The organism is Pelorhabdus sp. sgz311001, from assembly GCF_055901755.1.
In genome coordinates this window covers 57,851-79,975 of the sequence record NZ_JBVXUT010000007.1, presented here as the reverse complement: position 1 = coordinate 79,975, position 22,125 = coordinate 57,851, and the positions used below count along the sequence as shown (strand labels likewise).

The 22,125-nt window shown below is 44.3% G+C and carries 20 protein-coding genes; 18 read left to right on the top strand and 2 right to left on the bottom strand.

Going from position 1 to position 22,125, the window contains the following annotated elements:
* Nucleotides 1-109 precede the first annotated feature (109 nt).
* From AC0MXB_RS16360 to AC0MXB_RS16330, 7 genes are all read left to right on the top strand, one after another.
* Nucleotides 110-676 carry an RNA polymerase sigma factor gene (locus tag AC0MXB_RS16360; protein WP_474040797.1) on the top strand — a complete coding sequence of 189 codons (567 nt, stop codon included), beginning with the start codon at nt 110-112 and terminating at the stop codon, nt 674-676.
* A complete protein-coding gene (locus AC0MXB_RS16355) occupies nt 657-1,499 on the top strand; it encodes a hypothetical protein (protein WP_474040796.1) in 843 nt (280 codons plus the stop codon). The genes AC0MXB_RS16360 and AC0MXB_RS16355 overlap by 20 nt, the downstream gene beginning before the upstream one ends.
* Nucleotides 1,492-2,406, top strand: coding sequence for an ATP-binding cassette domain-containing protein (locus AC0MXB_RS16350; protein WP_474040795.1), 915 nt, complete (start codon nt 1,492-1,494; stop codon nt 2,404-2,406). Before AC0MXB_RS16355 ends, AC0MXB_RS16350 begins: the two co-directional genes overlap by 8 nt.
* Nucleotides 2,406-3,173: an ATP-binding cassette domain-containing protein gene (locus AC0MXB_RS16345; RefSeq protein ID WP_474040794.1), complete on the top strand. Its 768-nt coding sequence runs from the start codon at nt 2,406-2,408 to the stop codon at nt 3,171-3,173. Before AC0MXB_RS16350 ends, AC0MXB_RS16345 begins: the two co-directional genes overlap by 1 nt.
* On the top strand, nt 3,161-5,428 hold the full coding sequence (locus AC0MXB_RS16340; protein ID WP_474040793.1) for a hypothetical protein: 2,268 nt from the start codon (nt 3,161-3,163) through the stop codon (nt 5,426-5,428). The genes AC0MXB_RS16345 and AC0MXB_RS16340 overlap by 13 nt, the downstream gene beginning before the upstream one ends.
* A 65-nt stretch (nt 5,429-5,493) precedes the next feature.
* Complete coding sequence (locus tag AC0MXB_RS16335) at nt 5,494-6,264, top strand: hypothetical protein (RefSeq protein WP_474040792.1); 771 nt, start codon at nt 5,494-5,496, stop codon at nt 6,262-6,264.
* 209 nt (nt 6,265-6,473) lie between these two features.
* Entirely contained in the window at nt 6,474-7,562 is a 1,089-nt protein-coding gene (locus tag AC0MXB_RS16330; RefSeq protein WP_474040791.1) for a glycerol dehydrogenase, read from the top strand.
* A gap of 116 nt (nt 7,563-7,678) precedes the next feature.
* Here AC0MXB_RS16330 and AC0MXB_RS16325 read toward each other — a convergent pair whose 3' ends face one another.
* On the bottom strand, nt 7,679-8,263 hold the full coding sequence (locus tag AC0MXB_RS16325; protein ID WP_474040790.1) for a hydrolase: 585 nt from the start codon (nt 8,261-8,263) through the stop codon (nt 7,679-7,681).
* Between the two features lie 354 nt (nt 8,264-8,617).
* A complete protein-coding gene (locus AC0MXB_RS16320; RefSeq protein WP_474040789.1) occupies nt 8,618-10,096 on the bottom strand; it encodes an aldehyde dehydrogenase family protein in 1,479 nt (492 codons plus the stop codon).
* A gap of 173 nt (nt 10,097-10,269) precedes the next feature.
* On the opposite strand from AC0MXB_RS16320, the gene AC0MXB_RS16315 reads away from it, so the two are divergent.
* From AC0MXB_RS16315 to AC0MXB_RS16265, 11 genes are all read left to right on the top strand, one after another.
* Nucleotides 10,270-10,653, top strand: a complete 384-nt coding sequence (locus AC0MXB_RS16315; protein ID WP_474040788.1) for a winged helix-turn-helix transcriptional regulator — start codon at nt 10,270-10,272, stop codon at nt 10,651-10,653.
* A gap of 87 nt (nt 10,654-10,740) precedes the next feature.
* On the top strand, nt 10,741-12,288 hold the full coding sequence (dcuS, locus tag AC0MXB_RS16310; RefSeq protein ID WP_474040787.1) for a DcuS/MalK family sensor histidine kinase: 1,548 nt from the start codon (nt 10,741-10,743) through the stop codon (nt 12,286-12,288).
* Nucleotides 12,288-12,965: a response regulator gene (locus AC0MXB_RS16305; RefSeq protein WP_474040786.1), complete on the top strand. Its 678-nt coding sequence runs from the start codon at nt 12,288-12,290 to the stop codon at nt 12,963-12,965. Before dcuS ends, AC0MXB_RS16305 begins: the two co-directional genes overlap by 1 nt.
* Nucleotides 12,966-13,037: 72 nt before the next feature.
* Nucleotides 13,038-14,330: a 2-hydroxycarboxylate transporter family protein gene (locus AC0MXB_RS16300; RefSeq protein ID WP_474040785.1), complete on the top strand. Its 1,293-nt coding sequence runs from the start codon at nt 13,038-13,040 to the stop codon at nt 14,328-14,330.
* Between the two features lie 10 nt (nt 14,331-14,340).
* Nucleotides 14,341-14,613 (top strand): citrate lyase acyl carrier protein, encoded by a 273-nt coding sequence (gene citD, locus AC0MXB_RS16295; RefSeq protein WP_474040784.1) that lies wholly within the window; start codon nt 14,341-14,343, stop codon nt 14,611-14,613.
* Nucleotides 14,614-14,618: 5 nt separating this feature from the next.
* Nucleotides 14,619-15,482: an HpcH/HpaI aldolase/citrate lyase family protein gene (locus tag AC0MXB_RS16290; RefSeq protein ID WP_474040783.1), complete on the top strand. Its 864-nt coding sequence runs from the start codon at nt 14,619-14,621 to the stop codon at nt 15,480-15,482.
* 10 nt (nt 15,483-15,492) lie between these two features.
* The gene (gene citF, locus AC0MXB_RS16285; RefSeq protein WP_474040782.1) at nt 15,493-17,031 is read left to right on the top strand and encodes a citrate lyase subunit alpha; all 1,539 of its coding nucleotides are present in this window, start codon (nt 15,493-15,495) and stop codon (nt 17,029-17,031) included.
* A gap of 222 nt (nt 17,032-17,253) precedes the next feature.
* Complete coding sequence (gene menC, locus AC0MXB_RS16280) at nt 17,254-18,366, top strand: o-succinylbenzoate synthase (RefSeq protein ID WP_474040781.1); 1,113 nt, start codon at nt 17,254-17,256, stop codon at nt 18,364-18,366.
* Nucleotides 18,367-18,589: 223 nt separating this feature from the next.
* A complete protein-coding gene (locus AC0MXB_RS16275) occupies nt 18,590-19,849 on the top strand; it encodes a CaiB/BaiF CoA transferase family protein (RefSeq protein WP_474040780.1) in 1,260 nt (419 codons plus the stop codon).
* Nucleotides 19,850-19,972: 123 nt separating this feature from the next.
* Nucleotides 19,973-21,109: an acyl-CoA dehydrogenase gene (locus tag AC0MXB_RS16270; RefSeq protein WP_474040779.1), complete on the top strand. Its 1,137-nt coding sequence runs from the start codon at nt 19,973-19,975 to the stop codon at nt 21,107-21,109.
* 165 nt (nt 21,110-21,274) lie between these two features.
* Nucleotides 21,275-22,054, top strand: a complete 780-nt coding sequence (locus tag AC0MXB_RS16265) for an amino acid ABC transporter substrate-binding protein (protein WP_474040778.1) — start codon at nt 21,275-21,277, stop codon at nt 22,052-22,054.
* Nucleotides 22,055-22,125: the final 71 nt, after the last annotated feature.

Below are 22,125 nucleotides of genomic sequence, written 5' to 3'. Positions count from 1 at the left end.
CAATGAAGGAAAAACCGACTATGCTTGTAGTAGCAGAGGCGGTTTTTTTATGCCTATCCGAACCTTTTTTCATCGGAACTCGTAGTAGAAGTAGAACGGGTGATGATCTATGATATCAGATGAAATTTTAGTGCAGAAAATTAGAAATGGTGATGAAGCGGCGTTTGAGGTTCTCGTAAGCCGCTATCACGGGCCGATTCACAGTTATGTTGTACGGATGGGCTGCGATTTTCATCGGGCGCAGGATTTGGTACAAGACGTGTTTCTCAAGGTTTTCCGCAATCTTGATACTTATGAGACGCAACGACTGTTTCGACCTTGGATTTATACAATTGCCTCCAATACCTTTAAAGATTACTTGAAAAAGGCTTATGTACGTCACGACAGCGTATTGTTTGATGAAGCAGAATCAATCCCTGATTATGAGCCAGAGCTAGAAGACCTTGTCGCAGCGCAGGAGGATAAACAGATCGTGGAACAGGCCTTGGGTTTTCTTGCCCCAATGCATCGAGAGGTGTTAGTACTACGCTATTATCAAGAGTTAAAACTCAGTGAAATTGCGCAAATGATGAATATACCGCAGGGAACCGTCAAATCGCGGTTGTCGACGGCGTTGCATCGCGTCAGAGACCTACTGGCAAAGGAGGCGATATTTCATGATGCAGCCATTCGATAAAAAGAAGCAAATTCTTCATGAATTAGATGAAGATCCGCTAGATCGTGAATTAATCAAGACGATGGAGCAACTGGATCGGTATAAGCTGCACGCTCCATCTGAAGCCGATACAAAGAACTTAATTGCTTTTTTAAAGCCGACATTTGCCGCTGAACAGATGGAACAATCTGAAGTAAATTCAAGCGGGTTTTATGAGTGGCTCAATGACCTATTTCGTCTATTGCAACCGCAGGCGGCTCTGCTTAGCAAGCCCTTTATGCTAGCCACGATGGTTTTGTTCTTCTTGTGTTTTTGGCTTACTGGTCATTTGTCGGGGAATCAACTTGTCTTTTTGACGAATGGATCACCTTTATTGGGGATTTTAACAGTTTTTTATGAGTTTCGGGCCAGACAAAACAAAATGGCTGAAATGGAGGCTGTATGTCTTTATACGCCGGCGCAAATTGCAACAGCCCGTCTTGTGGTTGTTTTGGGGTATACCATTATCATTAGTTGTTTGGCGATGCCGATGATATCGACCAGAGAAAGAGTTATGGTAGGGGAAGCGGTACTTAGCTGGCTAGGACCCTTGTTTTTTATTTTAGGAGTCAATCTGGCAGCTTCGCTTCGCTGGGGCGTTACTGGCGGTATGCTTTTAGCGATGGCGCTTTGGGTCTGGCAGTTAGTGGCTGGGAAAGGCGAGTTTTTGTTGCGGCTGTTATTACCGCAGCAGGCTGCTTTGTGGGCTGATTGCTTAGGGTGTATTATTGGTATTGTTTTAGCTGTCGCTGCTTTACGACGCGGCAGCGATCTTTTGATGGGGCCAGGTGAGGCCAATGAATGATTCTAAGTATTTATCTGGGCAGTTAGTTATGGATCAGGTAAGCCTTCGTTTTTCTAAGAGTGGTTTTGGTATTGATCATTTGTCTTTTGAGTTAGAGAGAGGCTTATATATATTAGTAGGGCCAAATGGAGCCGGAAAAACGACTTTGTTGCGGCTGTTGGCCGGACTTTTGCAACCGCAGCAGGGGCGGATCTGGTGGAATGGTCGCTCACTAGAAAAACAAGCTCGTTTCTATCGAGCAAAGCTGGGCTATTTACCCCAGATATTTGGTGTGTATGAGCATATGACGGGAAGAGACTTCTTAGGCTATTTTGCGAGACTGAAAGGTCTTGCCGCAGCTATGGTAGTGCAACGAGTGAACGAGGTAGCTGAGCTTTTTTCACTTGAGTCTTGGCTGGATCGGAAAGTATCTGCTTGGACGCAGCCGCTACGCCAGCGTCTTGGTTTAGCTCAGGCTCTGCTCAATGATCCGTCTGTTCTGATTCTTGATGAGCCTTATGCTGGACTAGATGAGCAGGAAAGAATGCAGATTCATGGACTTTTGCTGCGGCTGGCTGAAACTAGATTGGTGATCTTAAGTACTCATGTATTTGATGCATTGCCGATAGCCAGAATTTTGCTCTTGGTAGCTGGTAATTTAGAGTTTATCGGCGCTGCCAATCTTTTTTGCGCCAAAGCGCAGGGCGCAGTTTGGACGGGAACGATGCCAAAAGAAGATTGGTTGTTTTGGGAATCGGTTTATGGTGATACAAGTCTGGTCCGGTATTACGGTGAAATTTGTCAATATACGATTATTGGTCGGGAGAAACCACCAATCGAAGGTATAAAGGCTGTTGACCCGTCGCTAGAAAAAGCCTACTTTTTTTGGCTGCAAGAAATTCGAGGCAGAGAAAGGCCGCGTTTGTAATGAAAATTCGATTAGAGAAGGTGCAGATGCAAGTTGGGCAGGCGGCGATAACGGTACGGGCTGATGTAGGAGTTACGCTCCTCTTGGGACCACCTGGGGCTGGAAAGAGTCGCTTGCTACAGATACTGGCAGGCGGAAGCGAGCCGACGCAGGGAAAAATCTTTTTTGATGGAAAAGCGGTAACTGCACCGGAACGGCGGAATTTATGCGCTTACTTGCCGCAACATTACGGCTTGTATGATGTTTTTTCAGCCGAAGAGATGCTTGAATATAGCGCTCTTTTACAGGGCGTTGTTTCTGCCAAGGAACGAAAGCAACGCATTACAGCGTTGTTAACTGAATTGGGCATAAGCGGCAGGCAAGGGCAACGGCTTAGCTCTTTTTCGCCGGGAATGCGCCAAAAAATTGCTGTTGGGCAGGCGTTAGTCGTTGGTAAGCCACTACTTTTTCTCGATGCGCCGTTTATGAGTCTTGATCCGGAAGAAAGAAATTTATTGGCTAAAATTTTGGTAAAGCGCGGGGAACAGCAGGCTATTTTGATTGCTGACAGTGATGTGCAGACAGCTTTCTTGTCAGATCGGGTTCTTGTAATGCAAGAGGGCCGAATTGGGTTTGATGGGACTGTTGTTGAATTGGCTGCCAAAGCGGGAGAACTTACGGCTTTGGTAAGAATGAAACAGCAAAGAGGTTCCTGGGAACATTGGACTTTTCTGCTAGAAAAAGGCTACGAAGCTGTTTTGCAGGAGGCAAAAAAGTGGCATATTTAAAGGATTTAGCTAGTTTTGAGTATAAACGGCTGATTCGAAATCGCCTCATCTGTTTGCTGGCTGTTTTGGCCATAGTAGCTATCTTATTTCCCAGTACGGAGATTTTATTACTGCAGCTACTCGTGATTCAAAGTGTAACAGAAGACCGTCGCAAGGGCGTAAACTTTCTACTAAACTCTTACAGTTATAAGGTGTGGCAGCTAATTGCGATTCGCGTTGCCGTCTTATTTTTGTTTTTGTTATGTTTATGGCCCTGTATGGTTATTGTTATTAGCCTATGGCCGTTAGGACCTGAGTTTTTTCTGCAGCATACCATGGCATTAGCGCTGCTCACTTTCCAGTATGCAATCATGGTTTTTTGTGCAATCGGGTTTGTTTTTTTTATGTCGTCGCTTTGCGGCGGCAGAAGCGGTTGGCTTTATTTGCTGGCTATTTTTTATTGGGTCATTGGAACGGTTCTTGCTGACAATCTCAGCTATTTACCTTATAGCATACGGTTTGCTTTGTGGGGATTTGGCCTGATGTTGCCTACGGCGCCGTCGGCGCTGAGCCTCTTTTTTACAGATTGGCAGTTAATATTTTCTCTTGCTGTTACTCAAATTGCAGCAGCTTTTCTGTCGCTTTGGCTGGTCGTTTTGGCGGCTATGCTGCGGCGTCAGGAGTCAATTTGCCAGGAGAGAATTTTGAGCTGGTTCTTTTTGTTGATTTGTTGCATGGCTCTTTATGGCAGCTTTGAAACACGGTCGGCTATTGAGCGAAGTGAAGCTGCTTTTCGACAAGCCGTGGCAGTAGCCGCTACGGAAGTAACGGCAGAAGACCAGGCCGTCTTACAGCTAGAGTCTTATGATTTAGCGCTTAATCTTGACACCAAGACAGGCCATTTAGCAGCTACTGCGACGATGCACGGTCGAATGAAAATGACAGCGCAAGAACTTGTATTTACCTTGCGACCCTATTTAACAGTACAGACTGTTAAAACAAGTGATGGCAGAGATTTACCGTGGCAGCGGCAGGGAGCCTATCTTTTTATAGAGGTACCGCCTGCAGTGAAGGGAACTGGTGAGTTGACGCTTTCCATCGTTTATGGCGGTAGAGTGGATGAGTCCTTTAATGATCGGTTGGCGCAGCCACGCGGCGTTATTAACCGAATCAGCAGTGATTTTTCGTTGCTGCGCAGCGCCTATGCTTGGTATCCTATACCGGGACAGCAGGTGCTTTATAAACAGGGAACTTATGAAAATCCCTGGACGAAACAGCAAGAGGTGACGCTTGGGGCGCAGCCTGCTTTCCATGAGGCCGTGCCATTTCAGCTAACCGTGACAATGGATCGCAGTGATTTGACTATTGCCACGAACCTTCCTTTGGTTGGTCAAGAGACTAAAGCGGCAGCGAATCAAACGAGCTATCGGTTTTACTCGCCCAAGGGACGTAATTTATTTGTGATTGCCGGTCCCTATGTACGATCTGAAGCTGAGATTCCTGGGCAAGCAACACCGGTCACTGTGTATACCTTTTCCTGGGATCAGATGCGAAGAAATGAAGCATTGCAGGAACTTGCTGAGCCATCTTGGTTTTATGACAGCTGGATTGCCAAAGGCGGGGACGGGGCGGCGTTGCCAAGTACCATCATTGAAGTACCGCAATCCTTTGGCTCCAACAGCGTTGGACAACCGATAAAGGAGCTTACTCTTTATCAAACAACAGTGATTGGCGAAAATGACTATGGCATTTATAAGCCTTTCCAATTTTTGCGTGAGATTCAAAAAAGTAAGTATACTATCGCTGCGCTGCAGCGCTGGTGGCAGAATGATATGACGGCAGAGAGCAGTCAGTGGCGTGGTGGTTCAATTCCTGAAGCTGTTATGGCCTATTTATATAACCTTCATCAAGAAAAGACCTATCCCAAGGGGACTCGTGACGATTTTGTAGAGCCTTTTTTATTGAGCGGACCTGTAGCAAATAATGTTTTTATGATTCTTGATGCAGTGCAGACAAAAGATTCCAGGGCGTTTAAGGCGTTTATACAGGAACTCTATGTTGTTTATGACCAGACAGGAACTTTATCAGAGGCGCAGTTTTCAACGGCTTTGGCAAAAACTACGGCGCAAGTTTCCTGGAGTCCAGAGGAAAAGCTAACTTTGACTCGTTGTCAGCAAACGCTTGCAGCACAATTAGACAATCAAGATCAGGTTAAAAAACAAGCGCCATTCTCTCTGTCTTTCTTTGCTTTTCGCATGGAAGATTGGTTACCGTGAACCAAAGTCCCTCCTTTGTCGTAATTACAGTGAAGCATAAAAAACAGACAAAGGAGTCAAAAAGAATGAAACGAGACAAACAATTAAAACAGATTGCTGCCGTTTTTTCGGCGGCAATTGTATCTTGCAGTTCGATGGGGGTTGCTGGCGCCAACGCGATTGCTGTTGATGCCGATGTTTGGCAACCATCGATAACGAATAACAGCACAATTCGATCAGGCAAGGGATCGACGATTCATTTGAAAAATGATTTGGGCTTTTCCGAGAAAAAAAACCTTGCTGGTTTGACCCTAAAGTATAGCAATGAGGATCATCAGAGCTTTTTCCTTAGCAATACAGATGTAAAGTATAACGGATCAAAGCAGCTTTCGCAGAACTTTACTTATGGCGGCGGGGTTTTTGGTCAGGGCAATCATGTGGATAGCGAAGTGAAGGTGAATGTGCTGCATTTTGGTTTTCGCAATGAAAAAGTAACAGAGAGTGGTAAAATCGCGACAATTTACCAGTATAACCACGGTAATATTAAGACTCGTTTAACCGATACGACAGCCGCCTTGAATCGGACATCTGATGATGCCTTGAATTGTCTCAATATCGGTTGGGGCTGGGAAAGTGTAAATGCGCGAGGTGTGAATTATTTTGCAGAAGTATTGCCTGTGACTTTGGGGAACGGTGGTAATTGGCAATATGAATTCGGAATGAAAGTTCCGATGGGAAATCAGTTGGGGTTAAAGGTTGGATATCGTGCCGAACGGTTGCAAACCGCGAAGAATGATGATGATAAAAAACGCGTTGAGTTGCGCGGGATCTTTTTCAGCCTTGGCTCAAGCTTTTAATATAGAGTCTTTCACAAAGAGTAAATGTTAGGGTAGGTCAACGGAGCGATTCTTAGCTTCATTGCCCTACCCTTTAACTTTAGCGAAAGGTGATTTTTCTGTATGGCAGGATTCTGACAGAAGTCAGAGAAGATTTATTATACATAGACAAAGGTAAATTTTTGTTTATGTGAATTTTTTAACAAAAAGAGTCTAGGGGGGTTACGTGTATGTTGAAATTAATGAGAGCGCCTGCAAAATATGTTCAGGGAAAGGATGCATTATTAGAAACATATGAAAACACCAAAGAACTAGGATCATCTTTTTTGTTTATTTGCAGTCGCAGTGGTTATAAGACAGCTAAGCCCAAAATTGAGCAGAGCTTTAAAGACTCGGCGGCTACATTACGGTTTGAAGTATTTAATGGCATAAGTTCTACTGGTGAAATAGAACGGATGCGTCAGATTGTTCGGGATGATAAGATTGAAGTGATTGGCGCCATTGGCGGCGGTAGCGCCATTGATACAGCGAAAGCGACAGCTCATTATGAAAATCGGCCTGTTGTGATTATGCCGACTGTAGCGGCTACTGATGCTCCTTGCACAGGTCTTTCGGTAATTTACAATGATGATGGCACGTTTTGCAAATATATTTTTTATCCGAAGAATCCGGAAACGGTTATTGTTGATTCTTCGATTATTGCCGCAGCGCCAGTGAAGTTCCTGGTAGCTGGTATGGGCGATGCGCTTGGCACTTATTTTGAGGCCAGAGCTTGTGTAAAGACGAATTCACCTAGCTTAGAAAACGGCGGCATTACAAAATCCGCAATGGCTTTGTGTAAATTATGCTACGAAACTCTTTTGGCTGATGGTTATAAGGCCAAGCTGGCTGTTGAACAAGGCTTGCTTACACCAGCCGTAGAAAGCATCATTGAAACAAATACCTATCTAAGCGGCGTTGGCGCTGATAATGGTGGACTGGCTGTGGCTCATTCTGTCTATAATGGTTTTACTGCTTTAGAAGAATGCGAAGCAACCATGCATGGAAATCTAGTCGCTTTCGGCACAATTGCGCAGCTTATTTTAGAAAATGCGCCAATGGAGGAAATTACGGAAGTTATTGGTTTTTGCCTCTCTGTCGGCTTGCCTGTTACATTGGCAGAAGTGGGAGTTTCCGATGTTAGCCGTGTGAAAATTGCGGCTGAAAAAGCTTGCCTTCCGGGCGAATCGATCCATAATATGCTTGGCGATGTAACACCTGAGCAGCTGTATGATGCTTTGTTGGCAGCTGACACTTTGGGAAAAAGCTACTTAGAATAAAAGAAATTTATAAAAACAGAAACTTGATTCGCTTTGGACATCATTGAATATAGCGGAGTTAGACAGCAACAGGAGCAGAGAAAATACTCTGCTCCTGTTTTGCAATAAGCTGGTTTTTAGAGAGTTTCCATTTCTTTGTTTACTGTTTCTTCGCAAGACCGCATGGCTAAGATCGTTTTTTCAAGCAATTCGTCAAGGCTCCAGCCGAGTCGTTCGGCGCCTTGTTTGATAACATCACGAGAACAGCCGGCGGCAAATTTTTTATCCTTAAACTTTTTCTTTAGGCTAGAAAGTTCCATATCCATTACGCTTTGCGATGGACGCATTCTAGCGGCGGCGCCAATTAAACCTGTCAGTTCATCGGCGGCAAATAGAACTTTCTCCATTTGATGCTTTGGCTCAATATCTGTGCAGAGACCATAGCCATGACTGCAGATTGAGTAGATCATTTCGTCACTTACGCGGCCTTGTTTTAATAATTCAGGTGCTTTTTTACAGTGTTCCTCGGGATACTCCTCAAAATCGATATCGTGGAGCAGACCTACAGTTCCCCAGTAGTCCAGTTCTTCGCTATAGCCGAGTTCCGCAGCGTACCACTTCATGACGCCTTCGACTGTGAGTGCGTGAAGAAGATGGAACGGTTCCTTATTATAAGTCTTCAGTAGATCAAGTGCTTCTTGGCGTGTAATTGCGCTTACCATTCTATCGTCTCCTGTTCTGTAAACGTTTTCTATCCATTAATACTCTATTTCTTCTTGTATCCCTGCTATTTTGTAAATTTTTTAGCGTTTTTAACATGCGAAACTGTTATTATGTTAATTTTTCTTGTCGGCTGATCAGCAGTACCGAGCAAAGGATGATCATACTTTGTAGCAAAAACTGCTCGTAAGGTTTTTGGTTTCTCTCAGCAAAGCGACTTTCGACAGCTGCTAAAAAATTTATTGACCACTTGCAAAGCTGGTTAAAGCGAGAAAATTGTTTATAAAAAAAGCAGCGTTTCTCAATAGCGAGAAGCGCTGCTTCGGTTTACTTTTTATAGACTTTGCTAAGGTCTTTTAGTAAAGGCCCATTTTGCTGTCTGATAAGTTGATGAAAATATTTTTCTTTTGGCTATAGTGATCAAGCATCATTTTGTGCGTTTCACGGCCAATGCCTGATTTTTTATAACCGCCAAACGGCGCATGGGCAGGCAGATTATTGTAGGTATTGACCCAAATCCGGCCTGTTTCTACAGCACGGGCAACGCGGAAGGCCCGGTTGATATCTTTGGTCCAAACAGCGCCGCCAAGGCCATAGTCACTGTCATTGGCCAAGCGAATCACTTCTGCTTCATCTTTAAATTTGATGATTGAGATGACAGGGCCAAAGATTTCTTCTTGGGCGATGCGCATACTATTATTCACATCAGTCAGAATGGTTGGCTGAATAAAGGATCCCTTTTCCAGTTCAGGGCTCGTAATCTTTTCACCGCCGAACGCCACTTTAGCACCCTCGGCTTTGCCAATATCTACGTAGCCGAGAACTTTTTTGAGCTGTCCGGGATTTACGAGAGCGCCCATTTGCGTGTCTTTTTCCCAAGGAAGGCCTACTTTGACTTTTGAGAAAGCTTCAATAGCCGCTGCGACAAATTTATCGTAGATTTCTTCCTGGACAAAGGCGCGGGATCCAGCGCAGCAAACCTGCCCTTGGTTAAAGAGAATGCCCATCTGGAAGCCTTCAATCGCTTTTTCCCAAGGGGCGTCGGCAAAGAAAATATTAGCTGACTTTCCGCCTAATTCGAGTGTGGCAGGAATCAGTCGTTTAGCTGCTGCCTCTGATACGGTATAGCCTACCTCAGTAGAGCCAGTAAAGGCCAGCTTGCTGAAGCCTTCATGCTCTAAAATATAATTGCCTGACACGGAGCCTTTACCTGTAATGACATTTATAACACCTGGCGGCAATACTTGTGCCAGTAGTTTCGTTAATTCCAGAAGACTGAGTGAAGTACTGGAGGAAGGTTTGATAACGATGCAGTTTCCAGCCGCCAAGGCCGGAGCAATTTTCCATGCTGCCATAAGCAGGGGGAAATTCCAGGGGATAATCTGCCCGACAACACCAATAGGCTCGCGCAGAACTAGGCTGAGATTGTTTTTATCAATCAGAACAGCTTCGCCTTCTTCGGTACGAATGGCGCTGGCAAAATACCGGAAGTGATCGGAACTAAGCGGTACATCGGCATTTTGGGTTTCACGAATCGGTTTGCCGTTATCGAGAGTTTCAATGATCGCCAGCCGTTCAGCATTGGCGTCAATGAGATCAGCAATTTTTAATAGCATTCTGGAACGGTCTTGCGGGCTGACATCTTTCCAAGTTTTAAAAGCTTTCCAGGCGGCGGTCACAGCCTGATCTACGTCTTCTTTTGTGGCGTCGATACAGGTAGCTAGTGGCTCGCCGTTTGAAGGGTTGACCGAAGTAAAGGTTTTACCAACGCTGCCTTTGGTCCATTGTCCGTCAATAAAAAGGTCATAATGTTTATCTGGTTGAATCATAGTCATGTAAAACGCCCCCTCAAAGTAAATAATAAAGCCGATTCATACGCTCTTTGGTAACAAGTGCGTATTTTTTATGAGTATGTTATTATAGTAAGGGAGAAAAAGGGTTTTCACAAGAACGCACTTTATTGTCATATAGTGACTAAAATGTCACTATGAAAAGCGAGGGGCTTTAGATGATGACTGAAAAAAGCCGCCATGAAGAATGTTTCATGCGCGATAAATGCGCCAAATATGATGAGTGTCCTATGATCATTGTGCAGAATATGTTGGCAGGAAAATGGAAGATTCTTATTTTATGGTACTTAGGCTATAGTACCTTGCGATTTAGCGATTTACAGCGGAAATTACCGCAAGTTACACAAAAAGTGCTGGCAAGGCAGCTAAAAAGCTTAGAGCAGGATCATTTGATTCATCGAAAAGTATATCCTGTTGTTCCGCCAAAAGTAGAATATAGCCTGACGGAAGAAGGCGAGAAGTTTCTTTCGATTCTTTCCATGATGCATCGCTTTGGCGCGGAGCATCTTGAAGAATTTCAACCGCAGGAAGTCCAATCGTAAGAAGCTCTCATTGTCCCCCTAAAGGGGCGGTAAGAGCTTTTTTGGACTTAAATTTCACTGTAATTCTACCTGTATAAGGAGCTTATCATGCGATTAACCACCAAAATTATTCTGCTAGTTTCATTTGTTGTAGCGATTTCTTTAGTTGTGACTGCTGTTGGCATGTCCAATTATATAGAAGGGACAATTAAAGAAAATCTCGGGAACAGTAGTATGAACGTGGCTCGTTCGGTTGCGAACAATCAAGCAATTATCGAAGCGATGGAGCTAGGCGATCGGCAAAGTGTTCAGGAAATGGCAGAACGGATTCGTACGACAACTGGATCGACATATATTGTTATTTTCGATACGCAGGGCTTTCGGTTTTCTCATCCTGTGGCAGAATTAGTTGGCCAACCCATTCAAGGCGGTGATGAAGGTATGGCCTTGCAGGGGCAGGAATATTTTTCTCATAGTGTTGGTACTTTTGGCGAATCTTTGCGGGCGTTTACGCCCATTCATAGCCAAAATGGGCAGATTATTGGCGGAGTCGTTGTTGGTGTCTTGATGGAAAATTTGCAAGCGGCAGTTTGGCAAAGTCGTAAATTTGTTTTTGCAGTAATGATTTTTGGCCTGTTGATTGGGGCGATCGGTTCCTATTTTTTAGCACGCAATATTAAACAAGGCTTATTTGGCCTTGAGCCAGAGCAGATTGCCAAAATACTAGAAGAACGGAATGCTGTTTTACAAGGGATTAAGGAAGGCGTTATTGCCATTAATCGCGAGGGTTTGATTACCCTAGTTAATAAAGCTAGCCTGCAGCTATTAGGCGCAGGCGATTATTTAGGAAAACCAGTAGAAGAGCTTGTACCAAATACACGGCTTAATGAGGTCATTAAGACAGGGTGTCCTGAATATAACCAAGTACAAGATTTACAGGGCAAGCGAATTGTTACAAATCGGATTCCAATTCTTGTTCGCGGGCAAGTGGTTGGCGCTGTTGCTACATTTCGCGATATAACAGAAATGAAAGAACTGGCTGATGAATTGACGGGAATTCGCACCTATACGGAAGCTTTACGGGCGCAGGCTCATGAATTTATGAATAAACTTCATGTGGTTTGGGGGTTGGTAAAACTAGAATGTTATAGCGAAGCGACTGATTATATTCGCTCGATCGTATCACATGCCGAAACAGAAGCGGAATTTGTTATATCTCGCATTAAAAATCCTGCTGTTGCTGGACTACTCATTGCTAAGTTTTCCACGATGCGCGAGGCGGGAACAAGTCTTTGCATTGATCCAGAATCTACGCTAGCGGAGAAAACTTGCTTAGTGAACGCTGAGTTAATTACCATATTAGGAAACTTGCTTGATAACGCCATTGAAGCGGTACGGTTTCAGGATAAGCGGGAAGTTCATTTGTTTTTGCAAGGTGATGAGACTGAATTTATGCTAGAAATCTGCGATTCGGGCCAGGGAATTGAAGCTGATGTTTCTCAGCGGATTTTTGATTGGGGTTTTTCTACAAAGGGGGGACAACGCGGCGTGGGCCTCTTTTTAGTTGATGAGATTGTAAAAAAGTATAATGGCGTTTTAGAATTTGCCAATACGGATTTTGGCTGTGTTTTTACAGTCCACTTGGGAGGTAAATAATGTCTGATATTCATGTATTGATTGTAGAAGATGATCCCATGGTGGCAGAGTTAAACCGTCGGTATCTGATGAAGTTGCGAGGGATTTTATCAATTACTTTGGCGGCATCTGTTAAAGAAGCGTTGCAAGTTCTTCAGTGTAAAAAGATTGATTTAATTTTGCTTGATATTTATATGCCTGATACCAATGGATTGCAATTTTTATCGATATTACGGAAAAATAATGCGAAGACTGATGTGATTGTAGTTACCGCTTCCCGTGACTCCTTGCATATTCAAGAAGCGCTGCGGTTAGGGGCGGTTGACTATTTAGTGAAGCCTTTTGAGTATACTCGTGTTTGTGAAGCAATTGAAACATACCAAAGCCGACGGCGGATTATCAAAACTGAAGAGCTGGATCAAAAAGCGATTGATCGCTATCTTTTGCATCGTCCGACCGAACCGGAAATGCCCAAAGGACTAGATAAAGTTACTTTAGAGCATGTACGAGAACTGGTGGGGCAGCTGACAGAGCCTTTTACGGCCGAGGAAGCAGGCGCCTTATTGGGCGTTTCTCGTATTACTGCCCGTCGCTATTTGGAGTATCTCGTAAGTAGAGACGAAGTACAAAAAGACTTTTCTTATGGCAGTGTCGGACGGCCTGTCTGCAAATATGCAGCTGTGAACAATATGAACTAAATTATATTCGAAATTTCCAAAATAGACAGAAAAAGGCCGCCTCCGTTTATGATAAAAACGGAGGTGATTTTTATGTCCGAAAAGGACGTAAATGTATTTACAAAATATAAAGTGGGGCCAATGCCGCTGCCAATCTACCTGGTGGTCGTAGCGATTATTTTTGCCGGGGCTCATTATGGTAAATTGCCTGCCGATATGATTGGCGGGATTGCCGTCATGGTTGTTATGGGAATGCTCCTTGGCGATATTGGGTTAAAAGTTCCAATTTTGCGCGATATTGGCGGACCGGCTATTCTATCCGTGTTTGTTCCTAGTATTATGGTTTTTTATAAACTGCTTGATCCGGCCTCATTAAAAGCAATTACAGCATTTATGAAAGGTTCTAACTTTTTGTATTTCTATATTTCTTGCTTAGTTACAGGCAGTATTCTTGGGATGCTTCGCGTTGTTTTGATTCAAGGTTTTTTGAAGATGTTTGTACCGCTGTTGGTGGGAACCATTTGTGCATCTCTTGTTGGGGTTGCCGTTGGCACGATTACGGGTCTTGGCGCCTATAAGGCCTTGTTTTTTGTTATTATTCCTGTATTTGCTGGCGGTGTCGGTGAAGGTGTGTTGCCGCTGTCCGTGGGATATGCTGAGATACTTAATGTGTCTAATACACAGCTGATTCCGCAGCTTATGCCTGCGGCAATGCTTGGTAACCTTTGTGCAATTATTCTGGCGGGATTATTAAAGCGTTTAAGCCAAAAACGACCGGAATTCTCCGGCGAAGGAATGCTTGTTAAAACAGGAAATGATGAGTTTTTGCGTAAGGCTCAGTCCGAAGAAAAGCCTGTTGACTTTGCTTTAATGGGAGCAGGACTGCTTTTAGCAACTACCTTCTTTGTGTTTGGCGGATTAGTAAATAAGTTTATTGATATTCCTGGGCCGATTGTTATGATTTTCTCGGCTGCTATTATTAAAGCGATTGGTATTATGCCTGCTTCGATGGAGCAAGGCGCCTATCATTTGTATCGGTTTGTAGCTTCCTCGCTAACCTGGGCGCTTTTAGTGGGCGTTGGTGTACTTTACACGCCGTGGCAAGATGTTGTGGCTGCTGTTTCGCCAGCTTATGTGATTACGATTGTGGCAACTGTGATTACGATGGTATCTTCTGGATTTTTCGTTGGCAAAATGATGAATATGTACCCAATTGAAACTGCGATTGTAACAGCCTGCCATAGCGGTCTGGGAGGAACTGGCGACGTAGCGATTCTTTCCAGTGCCAATCGGATGTCGCTTATGCCTTTTGCCCAAGTATCGACGCGGTTAGGCGGCGGTTGTACCGTAATTGGCGCGTGTGTTCTTTTGAAAATGATTCAGTAGGAGGATCGTTATGAATTTATTGAGAACTGCCCAGGCGGGCACGTTGGAATCAAGTGATGTCATGGTTCAAATTCAGCCTGAGTCACCTAATAGTGGTACTATTATCGAAATTCAAAGTATCGTGCAGGCCCAATATGGCGATCAAATCGAAGCGACCGTGAAAAAGTTTTTACAGCAGGCAAAAGTAACTGACATTAGGGTGTTTATTCAAGATCGTGGCGCGCTGGACTATGTGCTAGAGAGCCGCTTGCAGACAGCGCTGTTTCGCGCTTCAAAGGAGTGAAGAATATGTTGAGACGCACGTTGCTGTTTATTCCGGGGAGTAACCCTAATATGTTGCAAAATGCCGGGATTCTAGGCAGTGATACGGTGATTTTAGATTTAGAAGATGCTGTAGCGCCTACGGAAAAAGATGCTGCTCGGTTTTTAACAGCCAATGCATTAAAAAGAGTCAAATTCGGCCATACGGAAGTCGTTGTTCGCATTAATCCTTTGGAAACGTACGCTAAAGAGGATCTTCCTGTAATTGTCCCAGCTGCACCTGACGCGATTTTATTGCCTAAAGTGCAGGAAGCTCGCGATATTGAGTTAGTGAGCCAAGAACTTTCTCGCTTGGAGCAAGAGCATCAACTGAACAAAGAAATTTCTCTCTTTGCCTTGATTGAAACACCACTAGGCCTTAGCAATGCTCTTGCTATTGCCAAGGCAAATTCTCGGGTAAAGGCGTTAGCTCTGGGCGCGGAAGATTTTACAGCGGGAATTAATGCAACAAGGACAAAAGCAGGCGCTGAAATTGCCTATGCCCGTGCGGCACTTGTGACGGCTGCCTATGCTGCTGGCGTACAGGCGATTGATACTCCCTTTACAGATGTAAATGATGAACCAGGTTTAATTGCTGATACTATGTTAGCTAAGCAAATGGGATTTACGGCGAAACTGGCAATTAATCCACGGCAGGTTGCGGCAATCCAAGCAGTATTTACGCCTTCGCAGCAAGAAATTATTTGGGCGCAGCGAGTCGTCGAAGCTTTAGAGGCGGGAAAAGCCCGCGGTCTAGGTGCTGTATCGCTAGATAATAAAATGATCGATTTGCCAATTATGCTACGGGCAACACGATTACTTGATATTGCCAAGTCAGCTAGGCTTATTTGAGGAGGTTTCTATGAAAACAGTAGATGGCAGAGAGTTGCCTGACTATATCGAAGGTTGGGGTCCTGTTACAGCTTTTCAAGGGGTCAAATGGAATCAGACGCTGCAAGGTGCAACGCGGCGACTCGTCAGTTTTTCGCCAAAACAGCAGAAACTTGTGGAATCAGCCGAGGCTTTATTGCAAAAATTGCAGGCAAAAGATGGTATGACTTTTTCCTTCCATCATCATTTTCGCAATGGCGATTATGTAGTGAATACCATAATGGCTGCCGCTCAAAAAATGGGTCTTAAAAATTTAAAGATTGCCCTTAGTAGTATTTTTCCCTGTCATGAACCACTTGTGGCGCTAATAAAAGACGGTACAATTACAGCAATTGATACAAATTATATGAATGGGCCTGTAGCGGAAGCGGTAAGCCGCGGCTACTTGTCGACGCCTGTAATTATGCGGAGCCATGGCGGTCGTCCGCGGGCGATTGAAGAAGGTAGTCTAAAAATCGATATTGCCTTTATTGCCGCACCCCTAGTGGATCGGTTTGGTAATATTTCCGGCAAAGATGGACTAGCGGCATGTGGTTCGCTCGGATATGCCATGGTTGACGCTGAATATGCTGATACTGTTGTTGCTGTAACCGATCATTTGGTAGAAATGCCGTTAGCGGATTTTTCTATTCCCATGACGCAGGTTGATTATATTTTAGTTCTTCAGGAAATTGGCAATCCTAGCGGCATTGTTTCTGGTACGACCAAGATTACGCGCGATCCCGTAGGATTGCGGATCGCTGCTTTGGCTGCTGATGCGATTGAGGCGGCTGGGGTGTTGCAACCGGGTTTTTCTTTTCAAACTGGCGCCGGCGGCGCTTCGCTTGCTGTAGCACATTATTTGCGGCAAAAGATGGAGCGATTGTCGCTGCGAGGCAGTTTTATTATGGGCGGAATTACAGGCTATTTAGTGGATCTTTTGGACGCTGGGCTGTTCGAACGAATTTACGATGTACAATGTTTTGACCAACGGGCGATTGACTCTTTAAAAGTAAATCCTCACCATAGAGAGATTAGCGCGAGCTATTATGCGAATCCCCATACTAAGGGCTGCGTGGTCAATCAACTAGATTGTGTCGTATTAGGGGCCACAGAAATTGATGTTCATTTTAACGTGAATGTGACAACCGGATCGAATGGCATGATTATGGGGGGCTCTGGCGGTCATAGTGACGCGGCAGCTGGTGCTGGCTTGACCGTTATTGTGGCTAATTTACTGCGCAGTCGGTTACCGATTGTACGTGATCAAATTATGACGGTTACGACGCCGGGAGAAACGGTTGATTTACTTGTGACGGAACAAGGTATTGCTGTAAATCCTCGTAGACCAGAGATTAAAGCCGCTTTATTGGAAAAAGGGCTGCCCGTTTATTCCATTGAAGAACTTAAAGACTTGGCCGAAGAAATTGCCGGTACGCCAAAAAAAATTGCTACAAGTGATGAAGTAGTAGCTCTGGTAGAGTATCGTGATGGAACCATCATTGATGTGGTCCGCAAAGTAATCGGCTAGGTGTTAACGTATTACATCAAGTGATGGGGTATTTCAATTTATAATGGGTGAAAAATCCAGAAGACTCAAAGGAGTTTTCTGGGTTTTTTATTTTTGTCGGGTTTGAGACAAAATAGAGTCTATTTTAAGTCGAATTTTTTAATCATATAATAAAATTGTAAAAAGTAACATAAAAATGGATCGAGCTTTATTAAATTTCATTTAAGGGAGAGGCTGCATGTTATGATTATTGACCGTATTGATATAATTCGCGTAAAAGTTCCCTTTATTCATCCCTTTGAAACGAGCTTTACCCGCTTTGAAGAAAGAGATGCGTTGCTCATCAAGATCTACTCAGAAGATCTCATCGGCTATGGGGAATGTAAGGCTTTTTATGGCCCCTTGTATAATCCGGAAGATAACGGAACTTGTTTTCACATCATCAAAAATATGATTGCGCCAGTGATTTTACATAAAGACATTGTGGATCCAGCCGATTTTATGGCTAAGGTCTCTTTTATTGTGGGAAATCGTTTAGCGAAAGCAGCCGTCGAAAATGCGCTTTGGGAAATTTACGCCCAGCGTGAAGGAAAGTCGTTAAAAACGCTACTTGGCGGTACGCAGACAGAAGTCAAGGTCGGCGTTAGTCTCGGCATTGAGGCGACAACAACGGAGCTGCTGAAAAAGATTGAAAAATATCTTGCCGAAGGCTATCATCGGACCAAGATCAAGATTAAGCCAGGTAAGGATATTGAGGTGCTTAGAGAAGTTCGTCGTCACTATCCGGACATTACGCTTACTGTGGACGCAAACTCAGACTATACATTAGATGATATAGAACTGTTTAAAGCTATGGATGAATTTAATTTGCAGTATATTGAACAACCTTTAGGGGAAGATGACATTGTCGATCATGCTGTCTTGCAAAAAGCGATTCAAACGCCAATTTGCCTTGATGAAAGTATTGTTTCGGTCGAAACGGCCCGCAAAGCGATTCAACTAGGCAGTTGCAAAATCATTAATATTAAATCAAGCCGTTGCGGCGGACTCCATGAATCCATTAAGATTCATGATTTGTGCCAGAAGCATAACATTCCGATTTGGGTGGGCGGTATGACGGAACTCGGAATTGGCCGCGTTCAAAACATTTCCTTCGCCAGTCTGCCAAACTTTGCTTTTCTAGCTCATGATATTGCCGCAAGCAATCGGTATTTTGCGGATGATATTACAACGCCTATTGTAGATATTACGTCGCGCTGTACTTTGATTGTGCCTGATGAAACGAATGATATTCGCTATGCAGTGAATGAAACAGCCATTGATAAATTTATGATTAGTCGTGAAGTAATCCGATAAATTTGCTTTCAAATCAGAACATAAAGAGCTATCATATTAAGAAAAACTGCTCCTATATCTTGTGAGTTTTGCCGAATGGAATCACAACGTATGCGGGATTTTTCTATGAGTGTGGTAGCCCTTCTTGTTAAAAAGACGGAAAATTCTTATAAATACTTACAGGCATTTTGATTTTGCTGCAGAATAAATAAAGATAGAGAGTAAAGTAGAGGAGGTTTAACAAATGAGTAAACGTGAGTACATTGTTCCTGAGTTTGGCGCTTTTGCCGGTATGCGCATTATTTCTTCTGGTTCACTGGTGGCTATGCCTCATGCCGCCAATCTGTTAGCTGATTTTGGTGCAGAAGTAATTCACATTGAACGCCCGAATGTAGGCGATACCTGGCGTTTTATGCCGCCTTTCGCTAATTATGAAGGCCGTCAAGTCAGTACGAGTTGGGCTCAGGATGCCCGTAACCGACTGAGTATGACAGTGGAACTTAACTTGAATATTCCTGAAGTGAAAGAAATGTTTCTTGGCTTGATTAAAGAAGCTGACGTGTTTATGGAGAATATGGTTTGGCTTGATAAGTATGGAATTAACGATGAAGAGCTGCTAAGTGTGAATCCCGCTTTGATTATTGTTCATGTAAGCGGTTTTGGTCGGCCTCAATTTGGCGGTTTGCCGGAAGTGTGCGACCGTGCTTCTTACGATATGATGGGACAGGCTTATAGTGGCTTTATGCATTTAAACGGGGATGCTGAGCCGTCGGTGCCAGCGCTAAGCAAACCGTGGCTAAATGATTATATTTCCGGTCTGCATTGCGTTTTTGGGTTGCTTGCTGCCTATGTAAATCGCTTGAAAACTGGCAAGGGACAAGTTGTGGATGTCGCTCAGTTTGAGGCGCAGGCTCGTATTATGGCGGATACTTTTGTCTCCTATACAGAAGCGGATATTGTGCGGACTCGCACTGGCTCTAAGTCAGCAGCTTTTCAGCCTTATGGTCTGTTCTTAGATAAAAATCATGATTATGTGGCGATCGGCGCTTTCGGCGCTGGGGTATATAAGCGTTTCATTCAAGCTCTTGGCGTAGATCCGCAGGAATATAAATATGAAGAATGTGCGGCCACGCCAGAGGCGTTAGCATCACCCAAGGGAAAAGCGCTTGATGCTTACCTGACGGAATGGGTGGCAGCAAGGACGGCCCTGGAAGTTGTAGAGCAGATGGCTAAATACAAGGTTCCTTGCAGCAAAGTAAATACAGCGAAAGACGTTGTGGATGATCCCCATTGGTTAGATCGAGGCGATTTTATCAATTATAAAGATCAGACGTTGCAAAAAGACATTAAAGCATTAGGTATTATACCGAAGCTGAGCGAAACACCTGGTAAAGTGTGGCGGGGTGCGCCTTCGTTGGGACAAGATACGGAAACCGTTTTAACAAAAATCCTCCATTATACGCCGGAACAGATTCAGGCGTTGAAAGAAAAAGGCTATATATAATAGGCGTGGCTGTAGTGAGGGACAGCGAACGGATGATCAGTGTAGCGGCAATATAGTTACGAAATGGCATAGATGCAGAGGTGTGTAGTAGCAGAGCGGCATGTTAAAATAGGAGGCGAAAATATGGATTTCATGCTTACAGAAGAGCACAAATTATTACAGAGTACTGTACGGGAGTTCACGTTAGCGGAAGTGGCGCCTTTGGCGGAAGAACTCGATCGCGATGGCCGTTTTCCCAGTGAAACCATGGATAAATTGGCGAAACTCGAGATGACGGGGATTCCTTATGACAGCGCCTATGGCGGCAGCGGCGCCGACTATGTAAGTTATGCGTTAACCATCGAGGAAATCTCCCGTGAATGTGCCTCGACGGCAGTGATTTTAGCGGTACATACTCTAGCGGCTTCCCCGATTGTGCTGTTTGGCACAGAAGCGCAAAAACAAAAGTTTTTACCGCTTCTGACCGAGTATCAAACTTTGGGCGCCTTTGCTTTGACCGAAGCTGGCGCAGGGACTGATGCCGGGGCTGTGACGACGACGGCCGAACTGGACGGCGACTTCTATGTTCTTAATGGTGCTAAGACATTCATCACAAATGGTGATAAAGCTGGACTTGTCATTGTTATGGCGAAAACCGGGCCTGGCGCCGGAACGAAAGGAATTAGCGCCTTCATTGTGGAAAAAGCCGTATCGCCCTTTGCTGTAGGTAAGCATGAGGACAAAATGGGAATTCGCGGTTCCCATACGACGGAACTGTTATTTCAGAATTGCCGCGTACCCAAAGAAAACTTGTTAGGAAAAATCGGCGAAGGCTTTAAAATTGCTATGGCAACGCTTGATGGCGGACGGATTGCCATTGGCGCGCAGGCGCTAGGCATTGCCCAGGGGTGTCTTGATGAATCGATTCGTTATGCGAAAGAACGTCAGCAATTCGGACGTCCTTTAGCGGCTAATCAGGCGATTCAGTGGATGATTGCCGATATGGGCAAAGATGTTATGGCAGCGAGATTGCTTGTTTATCAGGCGGCGGCGCTAAAAGACAGTGGGAAGCCATTTTCGCAAGAAGCAGCCGTGGCTAAGCTGTTTGCTTCCGAAACGGCCGTAAAATGCGCTGCGAAAGCCGTGCAGATTCAAGGTGGCTATGGCTATGTAAAAGGTAACAAAGTGGAGCGCTTTTACCGTGATGCTAAAATTACGGAAATCTATGAAGGAACCTCAGAGGTTCAAAAAATGGTTATTGCCGGGACGCTGTTGCGCTGAGTCATTTAAAAAGTGCAAAAAAATGAGTATTTGTGAGCTAACTAGAGGAAACTCAGGGAAAAAGTCTCCTGTTACTGCAATTTATCACTTTCTTATTTTAGCGAGTTAAAGTAAAATAAGATCAACGCTTAGAAAGTAAAGATAATAGCAGGGTGGGGATTTTAAATGAAAAAAGTAGTTGCACTGGTACTCACGGTTATGATGGCAGGCCTGCTCATCGCTGGTTGCGGCGGTGCGCCAGCCAAAGCGCCTCTAAAGAAAATTGTAATTGGTTTGGATGATAGTTTTCCGCCAATGGGCTTCAAGGACGAAAAGAATAATATCGTTGGTTTCGATGTGGATATGGCGAAAGAAGCGGCAAAACGTCTCGGAATTGAAGTTGAATTTAAGCCGATTGACTGGAGCAGTAAAGAAGCGGAACTTAACGGCAAACGCATTGACGCTCTTTGGAACGGTATGAATATTACCGAAGAAAGAAAGAAGAATATGTTATTTAGCGATCCATATATGGATAGCAAACAGCTGATCTTTGTTATGGCAGGTTCTCCAATCAAAAGTGCGGCTGATTTAGCTGGAAAAGTTGTTGGCGTACAGCAGTCCAGCATCGGTGAAGAAGCTGTTACGAAAGACCAGAAACTGAAAAGCTCTTTAAAAGACTTCAAAACCTATTCTGATTGTATCGCTGCTTTCATGGACCTCAAAACAGGCCGTCTTGATGCAGTAGTAACTGATGAAATCCTTGGCAGATATTATATGTCGAAAGAACCCGGCAAATATATCGCGATTGAACAGCCGCTCGGAGAAATTGGAACTTATGGCGTTGGCTTTAGAAAAGAAGATCAAGAATTGCGCGATAAAGTTCAGGCCGTACTGAATGAAATGAAGAAAGACGGTACGTCGGCAACAATCTCGAAAAAATGGTTCGGCGCTGATATCGTAAAATAAGTACAGTGTATGGCAAGCACGTTGAGGCTGATGGTATAATACCATTAGCCTCTTGTTTGCCTTTTAAACTC

Excerpts from the sequence above, each read along its gene's own strand:
- AC0MXB_RS16345 (WP_474040794.1), top strand. The coding sequence starts at position 2,406 with ATGAAAATTCGATTAGAGAAGGTGCAGATGCAAGTTGGGCAGGCGGCG.
- citD (WP_474040784.1), top strand. The coding sequence starts at position 14,341 with ATGAATTTATTGAGAACTGCCCAGGCGGGCACGTTGGAATCAAGTGAT.
- AC0MXB_RS16305 (WP_474040786.1), top strand. The coding sequence starts at position 12,288 with ATGTCTGATATTCATGTATTGATTGTAGAAGATGATCCCATGGTGGCA.
- AC0MXB_RS16320 (WP_474040789.1), bottom strand. The coding sequence starts at position 10,096 with ATGACTATGATTCAACCAGATAAACATTATGACCTTTTTATTGACGGA.
- AC0MXB_RS16350 (WP_474040795.1), top strand. The coding sequence starts at position 1,492 with ATGAATGATTCTAAGTATTTATCTGGGCAGTTAGTTATGGATCAGGTA.
- dcuS (WP_474040787.1), top strand. The coding sequence starts at position 10,741 with ATGCGATTAACCACCAAAATTATTCTGCTAGTTTCATTTGTTGTAGCG.
- menC (WP_474040781.1), top strand. The coding sequence starts at position 17,254 with ATGATTATTGACCGTATTGATATAATTCGCGTAAAAGTTCCCTTTATT.
- AC0MXB_RS16270 (WP_474040779.1), top strand. The coding sequence starts at position 19,973 with ATGGATTTCATGCTTACAGAAGAGCACAAATTATTACAGAGTACTGTA.
- AC0MXB_RS16275 (WP_474040780.1), top strand. The coding sequence starts at position 18,590 with ATGAGTAAACGTGAGTACATTGTTCCTGAGTTTGGCGCTTTTGCCGGT.
- AC0MXB_RS16265 (WP_474040778.1), top strand. The coding sequence starts at position 21,275 with ATGAAAAAAGTAGTTGCACTGGTACTCACGGTTATGATGGCAGGCCTG.
- AC0MXB_RS16335 (WP_474040792.1), top strand. The coding sequence starts at position 5,494 with ATGAAACGAGACAAACAATTAAAACAGATTGCTGCCGTTTTTTCGGCG.
- AC0MXB_RS16355 (WP_474040796.1), top strand. The coding sequence starts at position 657 with ATGATGCAGCCATTCGATAAAAAGAAGCAAATTCTTCATGAATTAGAT.
- AC0MXB_RS16330 (WP_474040791.1), top strand. The coding sequence starts at position 6,474 with ATGTTGAAATTAATGAGAGCGCCTGCAAAATATGTTCAGGGAAAGGAT.
- AC0MXB_RS16290 (WP_474040783.1), top strand. The coding sequence starts at position 14,619 with ATGTTGAGACGCACGTTGCTGTTTATTCCGGGGAGTAACCCTAATATG.
- AC0MXB_RS16315 (WP_474040788.1), top strand. The coding sequence starts at position 10,270 with ATGATGACTGAAAAAAGCCGCCATGAAGAATGTTTCATGCGCGATAAA.
- AC0MXB_RS16300 (WP_474040785.1), top strand. The coding sequence starts at position 13,038 with ATGTCCGAAAAGGACGTAAATGTATTTACAAAATATAAAGTGGGGCCA.
- citF (WP_474040782.1), top strand. The coding sequence starts at position 15,493 with ATGAAAACAGTAGATGGCAGAGAGTTGCCTGACTATATCGAAGGTTGG.
- AC0MXB_RS16325 (WP_474040790.1), bottom strand. The coding sequence starts at position 8,263 with ATGGTAAGCGCAATTACACGCCAAGAAGCACTTGATCTACTGAAGACT.
- AC0MXB_RS16360 (WP_474040797.1), top strand. The coding sequence starts at position 110 with ATGATATCAGATGAAATTTTAGTGCAGAAAATTAGAAATGGTGATGAA.